The following is a 14,138-nucleotide window of genomic DNA, read 5'->3' as shown; positions in this document are numbered from 1 at the left end:
CACGATGAGCGAACTCACCAGCCTGACCATTGCCGAAGCCCGCCGGAAGCTGCGCGCCAAGGAAATAACCGCACTCGAACTCACCGACGCTTATATCTCGGCGATCGATGCGGCCAATGAGCGGCTGAACGCCTATGTGAAGGTCACGCCGGATCTGGCCCGCGTCATGGCCAGGAAATCGGACGAGCGCATCGCCGCCGGCACGGCCGGCGAGCTGGAAGGCATTCCGCTCGGCATCAAGGATCTCTTCGCCACCGTCGGTGTCCACACCCAGGCCTGCAGCCATATCCTCGACGGGTTCGAGCCGCGTTATGAATCAACCGTCACGCAGAACCTTTGGGATGACGGCGCCGTCATGCTCGGCAAGCTGAACATGGACGAATTCGCCATGGGCTCGTCCAACGAGACCTCCTATTACGGCCCGGTGATCAATCCCTGGCGGGCTGAGGGCTCCAACCAGCAGCTCGTTCCGGGCGGGTCCTCCGGCGGCTCGGCCGCCGCCGTCGCCGCGCATCTTTGCGCCGGCGCCACCGCGACCGATACCGGCGGCTCGATCCGCCAGCCCGCCGCCTTCACCGGTACCGTCGGCATCAAGCCGACCTATGGCCGCTGCTCGCGCTGGGGCACCGTGGCTTTTGCCTCCTCGCTCGATCAGGCCGGTCCGATCGCCCGCGACGTGCGCGATGCCGCGATCCTTTTGAAGTCGATGGCAAGCGTCGACGCCAAAGACACGACCTCGGTCGATCTGCCCGTGCCGGATTACGAGGCCGTCCTCGGCCAGTCGCTGAAGGGCATGAAAATCGGCATCCCGAACGAATATCGCGTCGACGGCATGCCCGAGGAGATCGAGACCCTGTGGCGCCAGGGCATTGCCTGGCTGAAGGATGCCGGCGCCGAGATCGTCGATATTTCGCTGCCGCACACCAAATATGCGCTTCCGGCCTATTACATCGTCGCCCCCGCCGAGGCATCCTCGAATCTGGCGCGCTACGACGGCGTGCGCTACGGCCTGCGCGTCGACGGCAAGGATATCGTCGACATGTACGAGAAGACGCGCGCCGCCGGCTTCGGCCAGGAGGTCAAGCGCCGCATCATGATCGGCACCTATGTGCTGTCGGCCGGCTATTACGATGCCTATTACATCCGCGCCCAGAAGGTCCGCACGCTGATCAAGCGCGATTTCGAACTCGCCTTCGACGCCGGTGTCGACGCCATCCTGACGCCGGCCACCCCATCTTCCGCCTTCGGCGTCGCCGACGAGAACCTCGCCGCTGATCCGGTCAAGATGTATCTGAACGACATCTTCACGGTGACGGTCAACATGGCCGGCCTGCCGGGCATCGCCGTGCCCGCCGGTCTCGACCAGAAGGGCCTGCCGCTCGGCCTGCAGCTGATCGGCAAGGCTTTCGACGAGGAAACCCTCTTCAAGACCGCTTACGTCATCGAGCAGGCTGCCGGCAAGTTTACGCCGGCCAAGTGGTGGTAACGGACCTTAGGATCCGAATAATAGTGCCCGCCGACCACGAAGCGGTCGGCGCCATCGGCTTTGCCGCATGGGCCGCGGGCGAGGCGTTCGAGGATTGCTATCGCGATACTCATGTGATCGCCAAGGTACAGCAAGAGTTCGCCGCCTTTCCAGATGAGACGAAGGGCGAAATTTTCGTTGCCGAACTGGCGGGCGTGATCGTCGGCTGGGGTGCGCGGGAAGGCGAACGGAATTATGTGTCCGATCTCTGGGTGCATCCGGATTGTCAGGGCAAGGGTGTCGGCCGGGCTCTGCTGTTGCATTTATGTGAGCTGATGGCGACCGAAGGGCTGGCGACGGTCCGGCTCGAGACACATGCGAGGAATGAGCGGGCGATCCGTCTCTACGAACGCTGCGGCTTTAGCACCATCTGGCATGGTGTCGAATTTTCCAAGAGCATGGGCGTGCCGCTCGAAATGGTGCATATGGAGAAACCATTGGCTGATCGATAGCCAAACCGGAGATGAGGTCTTATGGCGAATAATGATCTTGTGCGACTGATCGAGGCAATCGGTCGTCTTGCGGCCGGCGGTTTCGTCATGGGCGCGGATTGGCAGGTGGTTCACGATATCTGTCAGCGCCACGAAGGCGAACAGCCGTTCGACTGGGGCCATGCCCTCTGTCATCGCATCGAGGGCGACGACTGGAATGCCGATTACTGGTATCGCCGCGCCGGCAAGTCGCGCGGGACCGGCACGATTGCCGACGAATGGTCGGCGATGCGAGCGATATTGTCTCAGAAGGCTTGAGGCCGAGCCCTGACCGCGCCGGTTTGAGGCGCGATCAGGTTGATTGCCCGATTATCTGTTGTCCAGCTGCGATCTGACCAACTTCAACCCTCTTTCGGTAATCCGATAGGGCTGGCCGCCTGACGATTTGATCGCCTTTAGCCGCTTCAGCCTGCGGAAGAGATCAAGGTCGACGCCGGGATAGAGCCAGCCGTCGCGGGTAAAGCAACTGACGTTCTCGATCTTCCTGTCGTCGTCGCGGATGATTTCGATGCGGCCGCCTTGGGCCATGAGATGCAGGATGCGCTGCTCCGTGCGGGAAATGTCCATGTGTTGAGATCCGGTACCGCGCCCGGCAGGGCGCACAAAAACGGTCCGACGCTCATTCGAACGTCAGGGCTTCGTTTTTTCGGGCCCATGCGCGCAAGAAAACTTGCGGGCAGGGCCTTTACCGGGTCTCAGACAGGTTCAACATAAAACACCTCGATGGGGTTTTGTATTGGGGTCGCAAAAGGCGGTCAAGAGCGCCTTTGCCGTTCAAAAACGGTCGAAAACCATGGTTTCGATCCGTCATCCCTTTGGGGGCACTGGTAAAATCCGCGACTCAATGGTCTAGTTACGGGGTAACGCGGAGGTGTCGTTGATCCACATTCGCAATGCCCGCGACGGGGAAGCGGAACTTTTGAGTGAGATCGGGCTGAGGGCCTGGCAAAAGGCGATGGCGTCGATTGGCGAATCGGACGCGATGATCGATGCAGCGCGCAGCGCCTTTCGCAACTTCGTGGAAAACGACTGGCTGACCATCACCGTCGTCGAACAGAACGGTCAGGTCGCCGGCTGGGCGGCGCGCGAGGGCCTGGATGAAACCATCTCGGATTTCTGGATCGACCCCGTCTTCACTCGCCAGGGGCTGGGTTCGGCGCTCCTCGAGCGCATCGAAACGGAGATCGCCGATCAGGGCTTCGCAAAGGCGGCGATGCAGACCCATTCCGGCAACAGCGAGGCGATCGGCTTTTTCCGGAAACACGGCTACAGCATCCACTGGCTCTCGGTCGCCTATAATCCGAAGCTCGACCGCGACGTGCCTTCCGTCGGGCTGACGAAGCACCTCGTCTCCGACGGCGGCGGATACGGACAGGAATTCTGAGGTTTCAAAGGCCCCGCAGAAGGCGGATGATTGCTTGCGGCGCGCATCTGCAAATGCCGCCGGGCGCCGTTCGCGAGGCTATTCCGAGGTGACGCAGAAGTTATTGCCCTCGGGATCATTCAAGACCGTGTAGGCATCCGTCTCACGCACGAAAGTCGCGCCGAGGGATAAGAGCCGTTCCACTTCTTGTCTGCGATCCGAAGCGGCGATATCGAGGTGGACACGGTTGCGGGCGGGACGCTCTCCCTGGCGAAGGTGGAAGCAAAGGCGTGTTCCGGGACCCTCGACCATCACGGTCGGGTCCGTTTCAGGTGTCAGCCCCATCGCGGCAAGGCGGGCCAGTTCCGCATCGTCATACGGCATCACTTCGTAGCCATCGAGCGCCGCCGCCCAGAAACGGGCAATATGCCAGGGAAAGTCGCAGTCGATGACGATTTCCTTCAGCCTTCCCATGGCGCTTCTACGACTTGTCGGATCGGCGCTGGGAAAAGCGCTCGACGATAGCGCCACCAATGGCTGGCAGCAGTGCGAAAAGCATGAGCTGGGGTGTTCCCTGCAGCGTCAACAAGGCGGAAATGATGAGCGCGACCAGCACCCCCGTGAGGGTTCCGACCAGATAGGGCAGATAATCCTTCAATTGAGCCTCCTATTGTGAGGGCCTCAGTCCGAGCGGTATTTTTTGGACAAAGATAGAGAGGACTGCGGTATCGACAATCGGGGACGATCGAAGCTCGTTTCGATCGCTTCGCATATGGGAACATACTCCGCTCCGGTGCAAAGCAGCTTCTCGGCCATTAGCGACCATCGGCAGCTGCTAACGCCGCGAAAGCCTTGCACCGGCACGCCATTTCCTTTACCTCACCAGTGGAAAAGAACAGCCTGCAAAGAGTATCAGATGACCCTTGTCGACGTCCGCACGCCCGATCCGAAACGCTTCATCCCCGGCGCCACCGGCGACTGGGAAGTCATCGTCGGCATGGAAGTCCATGCCCAGGTGCTGTCCAATTCGAAGCTCTTCTCCGGCGCCTCGACGGAATTCGGGAAGCCGCAGAATTCGAACGTGTCGCTGGTCGATGCCGCCATGCCCGGCATGCTGCCCGTCATCAACGAGGAATGCGTGAAGCAGGCGGTGCGCACCGGTCTCGGCCTCAAGGCTCAGATCAACAAGCGCTCGCTCTTCGACCGCAAGAACTATTTCTACCCCGACCTGCCGCAGGGCTATCAGATCTCGCAGTTCAAGGATCCGATCGTCGGCGAGGGCAAGATCGTCATTTCGCTCGGGCCGGACCGCCAGGGCCAGTTCGAGGATATCGAGATCGGCATCGAGCGCCTGCATCTGGAACAGGATGCCGGCAAGTCGATGCATGACCAGCATGCGACCATGTCCTATGTCGATCTGAACCGGTCCGGCGTGGCGCTGATGGAAATCGTTTCCAAGCCCGACATGCGTTCATCCGACGAAGCCAAGGCCTATATGACCAAGCTGCGTTCAATCGTCCGTTATCTCGGCACTTGCGACGGCAACATGGACGAGGGCTCGATGCGCGCCGACGTCAACGTCTCCGTCCGCCGCCCGGGCGAGGCTTTCGGCACACGTTGCGAGATCAAGAACGTCAACTCCATCCGCTTCATCGGCCAGGCGATCGAATATGAAGCCCGCCGCCAGATCGGCATTCTCGAGGATGGCGGCGAGATCGAGCAGGAGACGCGCCTCTTCGATCCGAACAAGGGCGAGACGCGCTCCATGCGCTCCAAGGAGGATGCGCACGACTATCGTTACTTCCCCGATCCGGACCTGCTGCCGCTCGAATTCGACGATGCCTTCGTCACGGCGCTGGCAGCCGATCTGCCGGAACTGCCTGACGACAAGAAGGAGCGCTTCGTGCGCGAGCTCGGCCTGTCGGTCTACGATGCTTCCGTGCTCGTCTCCGAAAAGGCGATCGCCGATTACTTCGAGGCCGTGGCCGCCGGCCGCGACGGCAAGACGGCGGCAAACTGGGTGATCAACGACCTGCTCGGCGCGCTGAACCGCACCGGCAAGGACATCGAACAGACGCCGGTTTCTCCGGCCCAGCTCGGCGCCATCATCGACCTTATCAAGGCTGGAACCATATCAGGCAAGATCGCCAAGGACCTCTTCGAGATCGTGCTGACCGAAGGCGGCGACCCCGCCGAAATCGTCGAAGCGCGCGGCATGAAGCAGGTGACGGATACCGGCGCGATCGAAAAGGCCGTCGACGAGATCATCGCTGCCAATCCCGATCAGGTGGAAAAGGTCAAGGCGAAGCCGACCATGGCCGCATGGTTTGTCGGCCAGGTGATGAAGGCGACCGGCGGCAAAGCCAATCCGCAGGCCGTCCAGGCGCTGGTCAAGGCAAAGCTCGGCATCGAGGAATAAGCGGTGTATTTCGTCCGTACCGCCGGCGAGGGCGACCTGGAGAAGGTCCGCGCCTTGCTGGTGGAGAGCTTTCACGCCACCTATGACGACCTGCATGGCAAGACCAAGGTCGATGAGCTGATCGCCCATCTCTTCCCGCCGTCGGCGCTGAAGGCACGCCTGGCGCGCAAAGATGCCGAATTTCTCGTCGCCGACGACGGCCGCAAGATCGGCGGCGTGGGTTATGCGGCGATGTCGCAGGCGTTGACGAAAACGGTCATGCTGCACCTCCTCTATGTCAGCCCGGCGCTGCAGCGACAGGGCATCGGCCGCGATATCTTCGCCGAGCTCGAAACCTGCTTTCCCGATGCCGAAATCATGCGTCTCGAAGTCGAGCCGCAGAATGCGGCGGCGATCGCCTTCTACCAGGCGCACGGCTTCACCGAGGTTGGCCGCAATGAGTATAGCGGCCCCGGGCAATCCGGCATTCCGGCGCTGATTTTCGAAAAACCGCTCGAGGGGCACTGAGCCATGCAGGTCGGGGTGCCCGATATTCTCGTTCGTCAGGCGCGGAAGGACGATCTACCGGCCCTCGTGGCAATCTTTGCCGCCGATGCGCTCGGCGGTCACGGCGATACGACGGATCCTGAGGCCTTTGTCGATTATGTCAAGGCTTTCACAGCCATCGAGGCCTCGCCCGACCAGACACTCTATGTCGCCGAGCACGGCGGCGAGGTCGTCGGTACGTTCCAGACGACGCTGACGACGACGCTGACCGGCCGCGGCTCCTCGGCGATGATCATCGAGGCGGTGCAGACGCGCTCCGATATGCGCGGGCAGGGGATCGGCGCCCGGATGATCGAATTCGCCATCGCCGAGGCAAAAGGCCGCGGTGTGCGCCTTGTGCAATTGACCTCGAATGCGATACGCAAAGACGCCCATCGTTTCTATGAAAGGCTCGGCTTCAAACCTTCGCATTTGGGCTTCAAGATGGCCTTGAAATGACCCTTGGCTCTCGTGGAATCGCTGGACAATTCGGCTTGGCGACGGCATAAGCGAGAAAACGAATTCTGGTTTGGTCCGCACTGGCGGGCACAAGGAAAAGACATGTGGAATCTTCTGGTTCAGACCTTCACCTGGTGGAACAGTCAGACGATGGGCACGCGTTTTGCGACCTGGCGTTTCGGCAAGCGCGTCGGCGAGGATGAATTCGGCAACGTCTATTATGAAGGCGGCATGTCCTCCTACGGTCTGCCGAAGCGCTGGGTAATCTACAAGGGTTATGCCGAAGCCTCGGCCATTCCGCCGGGCTGGCACGGCTGGATGCATCATCGCACCGATGTTCCTCCGTCCAAGGAAAGCTACGTCGCCAAGGAATGGCAGAAGACGCACCGCCCCAACCTCACCGGATCGCCACAGGCTTACCGCCCGCCGGGCTCTCTTGCGGTTCCCGGCGAGCGTCCGCGCGTCACCGGCGATTACGACGCCTGGACGCCCGGCAACTGAGACGGCTGACCGGGCGAACCCCAAGCCCGGCTTTTGGCCACAATTGACCTTTACCCGCAGGTTGGCCGCGCTTGACCGCGGATGAAACTGAAAAATTATCTGGAGACGGGTACATGAAGCTCTTCACGCGGAACATGGTCCTGCGTGCCGCCGGATCGCTGCTGGCGCTCTCGGCTCTGCTTCCGACCGGTGCGGCACATGCCGCCCGCATTGAAAACCCGGTTGCCGTCTTCTCCGGCCTCGACAAGATCACCGGCCGTATCACCACCTTCGATGTTTATGTCAACGAAACGGTGCAGTTCGGCGCATTGCAGGTGACGCCAAAGGCTTGCTATTCGCGCGATCAGGCCGAAGCGCAGAAGATCGACGGTTTTGTCGAGGTCGACGAGATCACCCTCGACCGCAAGATCCGCCGCATCTTCACCGGCTGGATGTTTGCCGCCAGCCCCGGCCTCAACGCCGTCGAGCACCCGATCTACGACGTCTGGCTGAAGGACTGCAAGACGAGCTCGGACGTCCCGGCTCCTGACGGCACCAAGGCGACTGCCCGTTAACACGTGTCGCGCGGCGGCACCGCAGCATCAGCGCGCTTCTCTTTGAGACGCGCAAGAGACGCCGCAACGCTTTGATGGACGTATCGCGCCCCTACACGGTCGGTGTTTTGTTCCTGTTGAAAAGGCTTTTGGCAAAGCGAAGCGCAACGCCGGCCAGGACGACGACAAGGATGCCGGCCTTTTTGAAGAAGGCAAGGGCAAGGGCCAGCAGTCCTACCTTTGCGGCAATCTTGGCGCCAGCGCCTGCGGCGATCATTCCTGCCATGCCGTAGGCCGCGACCTTGTCGCCGTCGACATAGTCGCCATAGGTCATCCCCTTGTCGAACTGCACGAGCTTCGTGACCGTCGGAATGACCGCCTCGATCTCCTTCAACTGTCCGAGTCCGGCAACGAAGTCGAATTCAAAGACACCCTCGCGCCCGAACACGCGCACGGAATAATTCAGCGTGTGCTCGGATTGCGTGTCGTTGCCGAAAATCAGATCGCGCGCCCAGTGCATTGCATGCGCCGGCTTGTCATAGCGCGGCGCCGAAGCCCAGCCGACAAGGGTGATCTTCGGGAAGCCTTGCTTTTCGCGCTCAGGATTCCTTTCGCTGATCGCATCCTTGATGTTCTGCAGCAGTTCGTCGTAATTCGTCGTGGCGGCATCGCTGTCTGAGACATAACCGTCCGCGCTGTATTCCACGATCGATCCCCATGATTGCGGGTCGGTCGGCGCGTATTTCGCCGGGAAGATCATTCCCAGCGTTCCATCGGCCGCCGCCGGCGGATTTCCCCAGATATCGACAAGCACCGTCTTCGTGTCGGCCGGGCTGAGATAGTAGAAGTCGGCGGGTACCTTGAGCGTCGCCTTCGCTTCGGGCAGCTTGATCACACCCTGCTGAAAATCAAGTTTTTCCAGTAACGGTTTTTCCGTCTCGGAAAAATCGGTCCTGCCAGAAAACATCTCTTGATAGGGACGTGCCTCGGCCTGAGCTGCAAGTAAGGTGAAAAGCATCGCCGCCGCAAAATATCGTCTCAAAATTCTATCCCCCATTGTATTTTCCGGAAGCTACTGAAATCGGCCGGAAAATCAACGCAGGGATGAAACGATAGCGCTTAAAACTTCAGGTGTGGCGATTCCATCGCGGCGGCAAGCAGCGCGGCATAATCGGCCTTCGGAACGTCGATCGCTCCGAACGTCTTCAGATGCTCGGTGGTGAACTGGGTGTCGAGCAGGGTAAAGCCCCTTTCTCTCAGCCGGTCGACCAGATGCACGAGGCAGATCTTCGAAGCGTTCGTGCGGCGTGAAAACATGCTTTCGCCGAAGAAGGCCGAACCGAGCGAGACGCCGTAGAGACCGCCGACCAGTTCATCGCCGTGCCACGCTTCAACGGTATGGGCGTGGCCCATGTCGAACAGCGTCGAATAGAGCGATCGGATTGTCTGGTTGATCCAGGTGCTGGGGCGACCCGATGTCTCCTCGGCGCAAGCGGCGATCACCGATTCGAAGGCGTGGTCGAAACGGATCTCGAAGGGATGTCGGCGCACCGTCTTGGCGAGGCTCTTCGATACATGGAAACGATCGAGCGGCAACACGCCGCGCATTTCCGGCTCGACCCAGAAAATCTCCGGGTCGTCTGCGGATTCGGCCATCGGGAAGAGGCCGATGGAATAGGCGCGCAGGAGAATGTCAGGGGTGATGCCTGGTGACTTCCTGCGCGATCCTGCCATTCCTGTCCTATGCCGCCGGTGTGTTGGCGAGGTGGTGTTCCAGCCAGTGGATGTCGTAGTCGCCGTTGGCGATATCCTGATTGGAGACGAGTTCCTGGAACAACGGCAGCGTCGTCTTGATGCCGTCGACGACGAATTCATCGAGCGCGCGGCGCAACCGCATCATGCACTCGACGCGGGTGCGGCCGTGCACGATCAGCTTGCCGATCAGGCTGTCGTAATAGGGCGGGATCTTGTAGCCCTGATAGGCGCCGGAATCGATGCGCACGCCAAGGCCGCCCGGCGCATGGAAATGCGTGATCGTGCCGGGCGAGGGCACGAAGGTGCGCGCATCCTCGGCATTGATGCGGCATTCGATGGCGTGGCCGGAAAAATGCACTTCGTCCTGCGTCACCGACAGGCCGCCGCCGGAAGCGACACGGATCTGCTCGTGCACGAGGTCGATACCGGTGATCGCTTCGGTAATCGGATGTTCCACCTGCAGGCGGGTATTCATTTCGATGAAATAGAACTCGCCATTCTCGTAGAGGAATTCGATCGTGCCGGCGCCGCGATATTTCAGCTTTTTCATGGCGTCGGCGCAGACCTGGCCAATCTTCATGCGCTGCTCGACGTTGAGCGCCGGCGAATTCGCCTCTTCCCAGACCTTCTGATGGCGGCGCTGCAGCGAGCAGTCGCGCTCGCCAAGATGGATGGCATTGCCTTCGCCGTCGCCGAACACCTGGATTTCGATGTGGCGCGGCTTGCCGAGATATTTTTCCATGTAGACGGCATCGTTGCCGAAGGCGGCTGCCGCTTCGGTGCGCGCCGTCGACCAGGCTTCGATCAGGTCGGCCTCGCTCTTGGCGACCTTCATGCCGCGTCCGCCGCCGCCGGCCGTTGCCTTGATCAGCACGGGATAACCGATTTCGGCGGCCGTCCGCAGCGCATCCTCTTCGGTCTTCACTTCACCGTCCGAGCCTGGAACGACAGGGATGCCGAGTTCCAGCGCCGTCGTCTTGGCGGTGATCTTGTCGCCCATGATGCGGATATGATCCGCCGTCGGCCCGATGAAGGTGATGCCATGGGCTTCGAGAATATCGGCGAACTTGGCGTTCTCGGAGAGGAAGCCGTAGCCCGGATGCACGGCGTCTGCGCCGGTGATCTCGCAGGCCGCGACGATCTGGTGGATATTGAGGTAGCTCTCGCGCGAGGAGGGCGGGCCGATGCAGACGCTTTCGTCGGCAAGGCGCACATGCATGGCATCGGCGTCGGCGGTGGAATGCACCACGACGCAGGCAATGCCGAGCTCCTTGCAGGCCCGGAGCACCCGAAGGGCGATTTCCCCGCGATTGGCGATGAGGATTTTCGAAATCATGGGCATGGGCCTATTCGATGACGACGAGGGCTTGGCCGTATTCGACGGGATGTCCGTCATCGACGAGAATTTCGGTCACCTTGCCCGACTTCGGCGAGGGGATCTGGTTCATCGTCTTCATCGCTTCGATGATGATCAGCGTCTGGCCTTCCTTGACGGTGGCGCCGATCTCGATGAAGGGGCGCGCGCCCGGAGCCGGCGCCATGTAGACGGTGCCGACCATCGGCGCATTGACGACATTGGCAGGATTGCGGGTGGGGGCAGCAGCCGGCGCGGCACCTGCCGCTGCCGGAGCGGCTGCGGGCGCAGCAAAGGCCGGTGCTGCGATCGGCGCCTGCACATATTGCGTCGCGCCGTTGCGCGAAACGCGGATGCGCAGGTCATCCTGCTCGACCTCGATCTCCGTCAGATCCGTCTCGTTGAGAATGTTGGCGAGATCGCGGATCAGTGCCTGATCGATACCCGATTTCTTTTCAGCCATGGTGTTGCCCTGTCTTCTTCTTATGCCGTGATGTTCTTCAGCGCATGCAGCGCCAGGATGTAGCTGTGAGGCCCGAAACCGCAGATCACGCCCTTGCATGCCGGCGCGATCATCGATTTGTGGCGGAATTCTTCCCGTGCATGGACGTTGGATATGTGGAGTTCGACGACGGGAATGGAAATAGCGCGGATCGCATCATGCAGCGCGACCGAGGTGTGCGTATATGCGCCTGCATTGATGGCGACGCCGACGGCCTTTTCGTCGGCCTCGTGAAACCAATCCACAAGCGTACCTTCGTGATTGCTCTGGCGGAAATCGATATCGAAGCCGAGTTCACGGCCGGCGGCCTTGCAGTCCGCCTCGATGTCCTTCAACGTCTTGCCGCCATAAATGCCGGGTTCTCTTTTACCCAGCATGTTCAGGTTGGGGCCGTTCAGGACAAAAATCGTTTGCGTCATCGAATGTTCCGTAAAATGCACGACGGCAACCTATAGACTCCGCGAAGGCTGAATGAAAGCCCTTACGGATTGCCCGGCAGGAATCGCGCCACATTTGTCCACATGGCTGAAACGCTTCGATTTTGGCGATGAGATGGCCGCTTTGCTCAGCAGGCGGTCTTGCCGCAGCTACGCATATTCTTGACCTTGGCTTCGAGATCGTCGAGCCCGACGGCGCCCGGCACCATTTCATTGCCGATTACGTAGGAGGGTGTGCCGCTGATGCCGAGGCTGGAGGCGAGCTGGTAGGTCGCCTGGACGATGCCGTCATTCGGGCTCTTCGCCATCTCGGCGCGGATCTTGTCTTCGCTGACGCCGAGCGAGGCGGCAACCGCGATCGCGCTTTCGTCCGAGGCGCGGCCCTCGCTGCTGAGCAGGGCGACATGGAAATCGGCGTATTTTTCAGGCGCCAGCTTGCGGAAGGCGTCCGCCACCTTGTGGGCGGCGACCGAATCCGGCCCGAGGATCGGAAATTCCTTCAGCACGAATCGGACGTTCTTGTCCTTCTTCAGCATCGCCTGCATGTCGGGAAGCGCATGACGGCAGTAGCTGCAATTATAATCGAAGAACTCGACGACGGTAACGTCGCCCTTCGGATTGCCGAGCGTGACGTCGTTCTTCGAATCGAAGATGTCGGTCGTGTTCTCTTCGATCGCCATGTTGGCTTTCGCCAGCCGCTGGGCTTCCTGCTTCTTCTGCAAGGCCTCCTGGACATCGAGCATGATCTCGGGATTCTCGATCAGATATTGCTTGATGAACTCGCCGAACTCCTTCTTCTGCTGGTCGTCGAGCGCTGCCGCCGGAAACGGAAGGGCGATCGATGCGGCAAGCGCCAGTGCGGTGAAGATTTTCGGGAAGAAGGCCATGATATCCTCGTCAACGGCGATGGGTGGTCTCCTTATCGAGAAGACTGTCGCCGGGTTAATGGACTTGAATGCGTCGCGTCAAGGTAGAGGGCGTTCGGTTCCGCTCAAACAGGAATTTTTCATCCCCGCGTAACGCTCGCGGGATTGTGATGAGCCGATTAATGCGGCAATTGTCGGGCCGTCATTGAAGAAGCCGAGCGAGAAACGATCTTGTTTTCCATATCCAAACGCAGCGAAGTCGAGCCTTTTCACGCCATGGACGTGCTGGCGGAGGCGACGAAGCGGCGTGCGGCCGGACATCCCGTCATCTCGATGGCGGTCGGCCAGCCTTCGCATCCGGCGCCACGGGCGGCGCTCGAAGCAGCCCGCGAAGCCCTCGCCGAAGGCCGGATCGGTTATACCGACGCGCTGGGAACGGCGCGGCTGAAATCGGCGCTTGCCTGGCATTACCGGGATCGCCACGGCCTGGAGATCGATCCGGCGCGCATCGCCGTCACCACAGGTTCCTCGGCCGGCTTCAATCTCGCCTTTCTCTCCCTCTTCGACACCGGCGATGCGGTGGCGATCGCCAGACCGGGTTATCCCGCCTATCGCAATATTCTCGGCGCGCTGGGTCTGAAGGTCGTCGAGGTGCCGGTAACGGCCGAGACCCACTTCACGCTCACCCCCGAGAGCCTCGAGGCGGTGCAGAAGGAAAGCGGCGTGAGACTGAAGGGCGTGCTGCTTGCAAGCCCCGCCAACCCGACCGGCACGGTGACCGGCCGCGAGGGGCTGAAGGCGCTTTCGGATTATTGCGCGGCCCATTCCATCGCTTTCATTTCCGATGAAATCTACCACGGGCTGACCTTTGCCGGCGAGGAGGCGAGCGCGCTGGAACTGACCGACGAGGCGATCGTCATCAACTCCTTCTCCAAATATTATTGCATGACCGGCTGGCGAATCGGCTGGATGGTGCTGCCCGAGCGCCTGGTGCGGCCGATCGAGCGGGTGGCGCAGAGCCTCTATATCTCCCCGCCCGAACTCTCCCAGATCGCCGCCACGGCCGCCCTCGGCGCAGCCGAAGAGCTCGACAAAGTCAAAGCAAGTTATGCCGCCAACCGCGACCTGCTACTCGATCGCCTGCCGAAGATCGGCCTCGGACCGGCTTCGCCAATGGACGGCGCCTTCTACGCCTATCTCGATGTCTCGCGCTTCACCAATGACAGCATGGGCTTTGCCAAGCGGATGCTCTCCGAAATCAACGTCGCCGCAACCCCCGGCATGGACTTCGATCCGCTGGAGGGACATCGCACACTGCGTTTGTCTTACGCGGGTTCGCAGGCAGAGATCGCCGAGGCGGTGAAGCGAATCGCTGGCTGGTTGAAGTAGCGTTTACGGGCGGGCAATC

Annotated in this window: 19 protein-coding genes; 10 read left to right on the top strand and 9 right to left on the bottom strand. The window is 61.0% G+C overall.

All coding sequences use genetic code 11. The annotated features are described in order from the left end of the window. Positions 1-4 precede the first annotated feature (4 nt). The 3 genes from gatA to K6M89_RS13655 are packed head-to-tail and all read left to right on the top strand — an operon-like array spanning position 5 to position 2,274. Positions 5-1,486 (top strand): Asp-tRNA(Asn)/Glu-tRNA(Gln) amidotransferase subunit GatA, encoded by a 1,482-nt coding sequence (gene gatA, locus K6M89_RS13665; protein WP_064683533.1) that lies wholly within the window; start codon positions 5-7, stop codon positions 1,484-1,486. A 20-nt stretch (positions 1,487-1,506) separates the two neighbouring features. Then, entirely contained in the window at positions 1,507-1,977 is a 471-nt protein-coding gene (locus K6M89_RS13660; RefSeq protein ID WP_313140030.1) for a GNAT family N-acetyltransferase, read from the top strand. A 21-nt stretch (positions 1,978-1,998) separates the two neighbouring features. After that, positions 1,999-2,274 (top strand): hypothetical protein, encoded by a 276-nt coding sequence (locus K6M89_RS13655; protein ID WP_222139796.1) that lies wholly within the window; start codon positions 1,999-2,001, stop codon positions 2,272-2,274. A 51-nt stretch (positions 2,275-2,325) separates the two neighbouring features. Here K6M89_RS13655 and K6M89_RS13650 read toward each other — a convergent pair whose 3' ends face one another. Continuing rightward, complete coding sequence (locus tag K6M89_RS13650) at positions 2,326-2,583, bottom strand: YjhX family toxin (protein WP_097579117.1); 258 nt, start codon at positions 2,581-2,583, stop codon at positions 2,326-2,328. 310 nt (positions 2,584-2,893) lie between these two features. Here K6M89_RS13650 and K6M89_RS13645 point away from each other — a divergent pair, with 310 nt between their 5' ends. After that, positions 2,894-3,400, top strand: coding sequence for a GNAT family N-acetyltransferase (locus K6M89_RS13645; protein WP_222139795.1), 507 nt, complete (start codon positions 2,894-2,896; stop codon positions 3,398-3,400). 78 nt (positions 3,401-3,478) lie between these two features. Here K6M89_RS13645 and K6M89_RS13640 read toward each other — a convergent pair whose 3' ends face one another. Together K6M89_RS13640 and K6M89_RS13635 are read right to left on the bottom strand one after the other, a co-directional pair. Next, complete coding sequence (locus K6M89_RS13640; RefSeq protein ID WP_097579119.1) at positions 3,479-3,853, bottom strand: VOC family protein; 375 nt, start codon at positions 3,851-3,853, stop codon at positions 3,479-3,481. Between the two features lie 7 nt (positions 3,854-3,860). Then, entirely contained in the window at positions 3,861-4,037 is a 177-nt protein-coding gene (locus tag K6M89_RS13635) for a hypothetical protein (RefSeq protein ID WP_170964726.1), read from the bottom strand. Between the two features lie 258 nt (positions 4,038-4,295). On the opposite strand from K6M89_RS13635, the gene gatB reads away from it, so the two are divergent. The 5 genes from gatB to K6M89_RS13610 all read left to right on the top strand — a co-directional run bounded on the left by gatB (position 4,296) and on the right by K6M89_RS13610 (position 7,837). Then, positions 4,296-5,798: an Asp-tRNA(Asn)/Glu-tRNA(Gln) amidotransferase subunit GatB gene (gene gatB, locus K6M89_RS13630; protein WP_096770336.1), complete on the top strand. Its 1,503-nt coding sequence runs from the start codon at positions 4,296-4,298 to the stop codon at positions 5,796-5,798. A gap of 3 nt (positions 5,799-5,801) precedes the next feature. Next, positions 5,802-6,305, top strand: a complete 504-nt coding sequence (locus tag K6M89_RS13625; RefSeq protein WP_222139794.1) for a GNAT family N-acetyltransferase — start codon at positions 5,802-5,804, stop codon at positions 6,303-6,305. A gap of 3 nt (positions 6,306-6,308) precedes the next feature. Beyond that, a complete protein-coding gene (locus tag K6M89_RS13620; RefSeq protein WP_222139793.1) occupies positions 6,309-6,782 on the top strand; it encodes a GNAT family N-acetyltransferase in 474 nt (157 codons plus the stop codon). A 102-nt stretch (positions 6,783-6,884) separates the two neighbouring features. After that, positions 6,885-7,283: an NADH:ubiquinone oxidoreductase subunit NDUFA12 gene (locus K6M89_RS13615; protein WP_064695978.1), complete on the top strand. Its 399-nt coding sequence runs from the start codon at positions 6,885-6,887 to the stop codon at positions 7,281-7,283. 113 nt (positions 7,284-7,396) lie between these two features. Beyond that, positions 7,397-7,837 carry a DUF2155 domain-containing protein gene (locus K6M89_RS13610; protein ID WP_097579123.1) on the top strand — a complete coding sequence of 147 codons (441 nt, stop codon included), beginning with the start codon at positions 7,397-7,399 and terminating at the stop codon, positions 7,835-7,837. Between the two features lie 91 nt (positions 7,838-7,928). On the opposite strand, the gene K6M89_RS13605 is transcribed toward K6M89_RS13610, so the two are convergent. From K6M89_RS13605 to K6M89_RS13580, 6 genes are all read right to left on the bottom strand, one after another. Further along, complete coding sequence (locus K6M89_RS13605) at positions 7,929-8,873, bottom strand: DUF2167 domain-containing protein (RefSeq protein WP_246642429.1); 945 nt, start codon at positions 8,871-8,873, stop codon at positions 7,929-7,931. A 62-nt stretch (positions 8,874-8,935) separates the two neighbouring features. Beyond that, a complete protein-coding gene (aat, locus tag K6M89_RS13600; RefSeq protein WP_222139792.1) occupies positions 8,936-9,550 on the bottom strand; it encodes a leucyl/phenylalanyl-tRNA--protein transferase in 615 nt (204 codons plus the stop codon). A gap of 7 nt (positions 9,551-9,557) precedes the next feature. Then, positions 9,558-10,913: an acetyl-CoA carboxylase biotin carboxylase subunit gene (accC, locus tag K6M89_RS13595; RefSeq protein ID WP_170964727.1), complete on the bottom strand. Its 1,356-nt coding sequence runs from the start codon at positions 10,911-10,913 to the stop codon at positions 9,558-9,560. Positions 10,914-10,917: 4 nt separating this feature from the next. Next, entirely contained in the window at positions 10,918-11,388 is a 471-nt protein-coding gene (gene accB / locus K6M89_RS13590; protein ID WP_097579126.1) for an acetyl-CoA carboxylase biotin carboxyl carrier protein, read from the bottom strand. A gap of 20 nt (positions 11,389-11,408) precedes the next feature. Next, positions 11,409-11,846, bottom strand: coding sequence for a type II 3-dehydroquinate dehydratase (gene aroQ, locus K6M89_RS13585; RefSeq protein WP_085742420.1), 438 nt, complete (start codon positions 11,844-11,846; stop codon positions 11,409-11,411). A 146-nt stretch (positions 11,847-11,992) separates the two neighbouring features. After that, positions 11,993-12,751 carry a DsbA family protein gene (locus K6M89_RS13580; protein WP_222139791.1) on the bottom strand — a complete coding sequence of 253 codons (759 nt, stop codon included), beginning with the start codon at positions 12,749-12,751 and terminating at the stop codon, positions 11,993-11,995. A gap of 210 nt (positions 12,752-12,961) precedes the next feature. Here K6M89_RS13580 and K6M89_RS13575 point away from each other — a divergent pair, with 210 nt between their 5' ends. Next, positions 12,962-14,119 (top strand): pyridoxal phosphate-dependent aminotransferase, encoded by a 1,158-nt coding sequence (locus K6M89_RS13575; protein WP_222139790.1) that lies wholly within the window; start codon positions 12,962-12,964, stop codon positions 14,117-14,119. Positions 14,120-14,138: the final 19 nt, after the last annotated feature.

It is taken from the genome of Rhizobium croatiense, from assembly GCF_019793465.1.
In the GTDB taxonomy this organism is placed as follows: domain Bacteria; phylum Pseudomonadota; class Alphaproteobacteria; order Rhizobiales; family Rhizobiaceae; genus Rhizobium; species Rhizobium croatiense.
This window is presented reverse-complemented; position numbering and strand designations above follow the sequence as displayed.

Coding starts and splice junctions, on each gene's coding strand:
- gatA (WP_064683533.1), top strand. CDS start 5: ATGAGCGAACTCACCAGCCTGACCATTGCCGAAGCCCGCCGGAAGCTG.
- K6M89_RS13655 (WP_222139796.1), top strand. CDS start 1,999: ATGGCGAATAATGATCTTGTGCGACTGATCGAGGCAATCGGTCGTCTT.
- K6M89_RS13650 (WP_097579117.1), bottom strand. CDS start 2,583: ATGGACATTTCCCGCACGGAGCAGCGCATCCTGCATCTCATGGCCCAA.
- K6M89_RS13640 (WP_097579119.1), bottom strand. CDS start 3,853: ATGGGAAGGCTGAAGGAAATCGTCATCGACTGCGACTTTCCCTGGCAT.
- gatB (WP_096770336.1), top strand. CDS start 4,296: ATGACCCTTGTCGACGTCCGCACGCCCGATCCGAAACGCTTCATCCCC.
- K6M89_RS13620 (WP_222139793.1), top strand. CDS start 6,309: ATGCAGGTCGGGGTGCCCGATATTCTCGTTCGTCAGGCGCGGAAGGAC.
- K6M89_RS13615 (WP_064695978.1), top strand. CDS start 6,885: ATGTGGAATCTTCTGGTTCAGACCTTCACCTGGTGGAACAGTCAGACG.
- K6M89_RS13610 (WP_097579123.1), top strand. CDS start 7,397: ATGAAGCTCTTCACGCGGAACATGGTCCTGCGTGCCGCCGGATCGCTG.
- K6M89_RS13605 (WP_246642429.1), bottom strand. CDS start 8,873: ATGGGGGATAGAATTTTGAGACGATATTTTGCGGCGGCGATGCTTTTC.
- aat (WP_222139792.1), bottom strand. CDS start 9,550: ATGGCAGGATCGCGCAGGAAGTCACCAGGCATCACCCCTGACATTCTC.
- accC (WP_170964727.1), bottom strand. CDS start 10,913: ATGCCCATGATTTCGAAAATCCTCATCGCCAATCGCGGGGAAATCGCC.
- accB (WP_097579126.1), bottom strand. CDS start 11,388: ATGGCTGAAAAGAAATCGGGTATCGATCAGGCACTGATCCGCGATCTC.
- aroQ (WP_085742420.1), bottom strand. CDS start 11,846: ATGACGCAAACGATTTTTGTCCTGAACGGCCCCAACCTGAACATGCTG.
- K6M89_RS13580 (WP_222139791.1), bottom strand. CDS start 12,751: ATGGCCTTCTTCCCGAAAATCTTCACCGCACTGGCGCTTGCCGCATCG.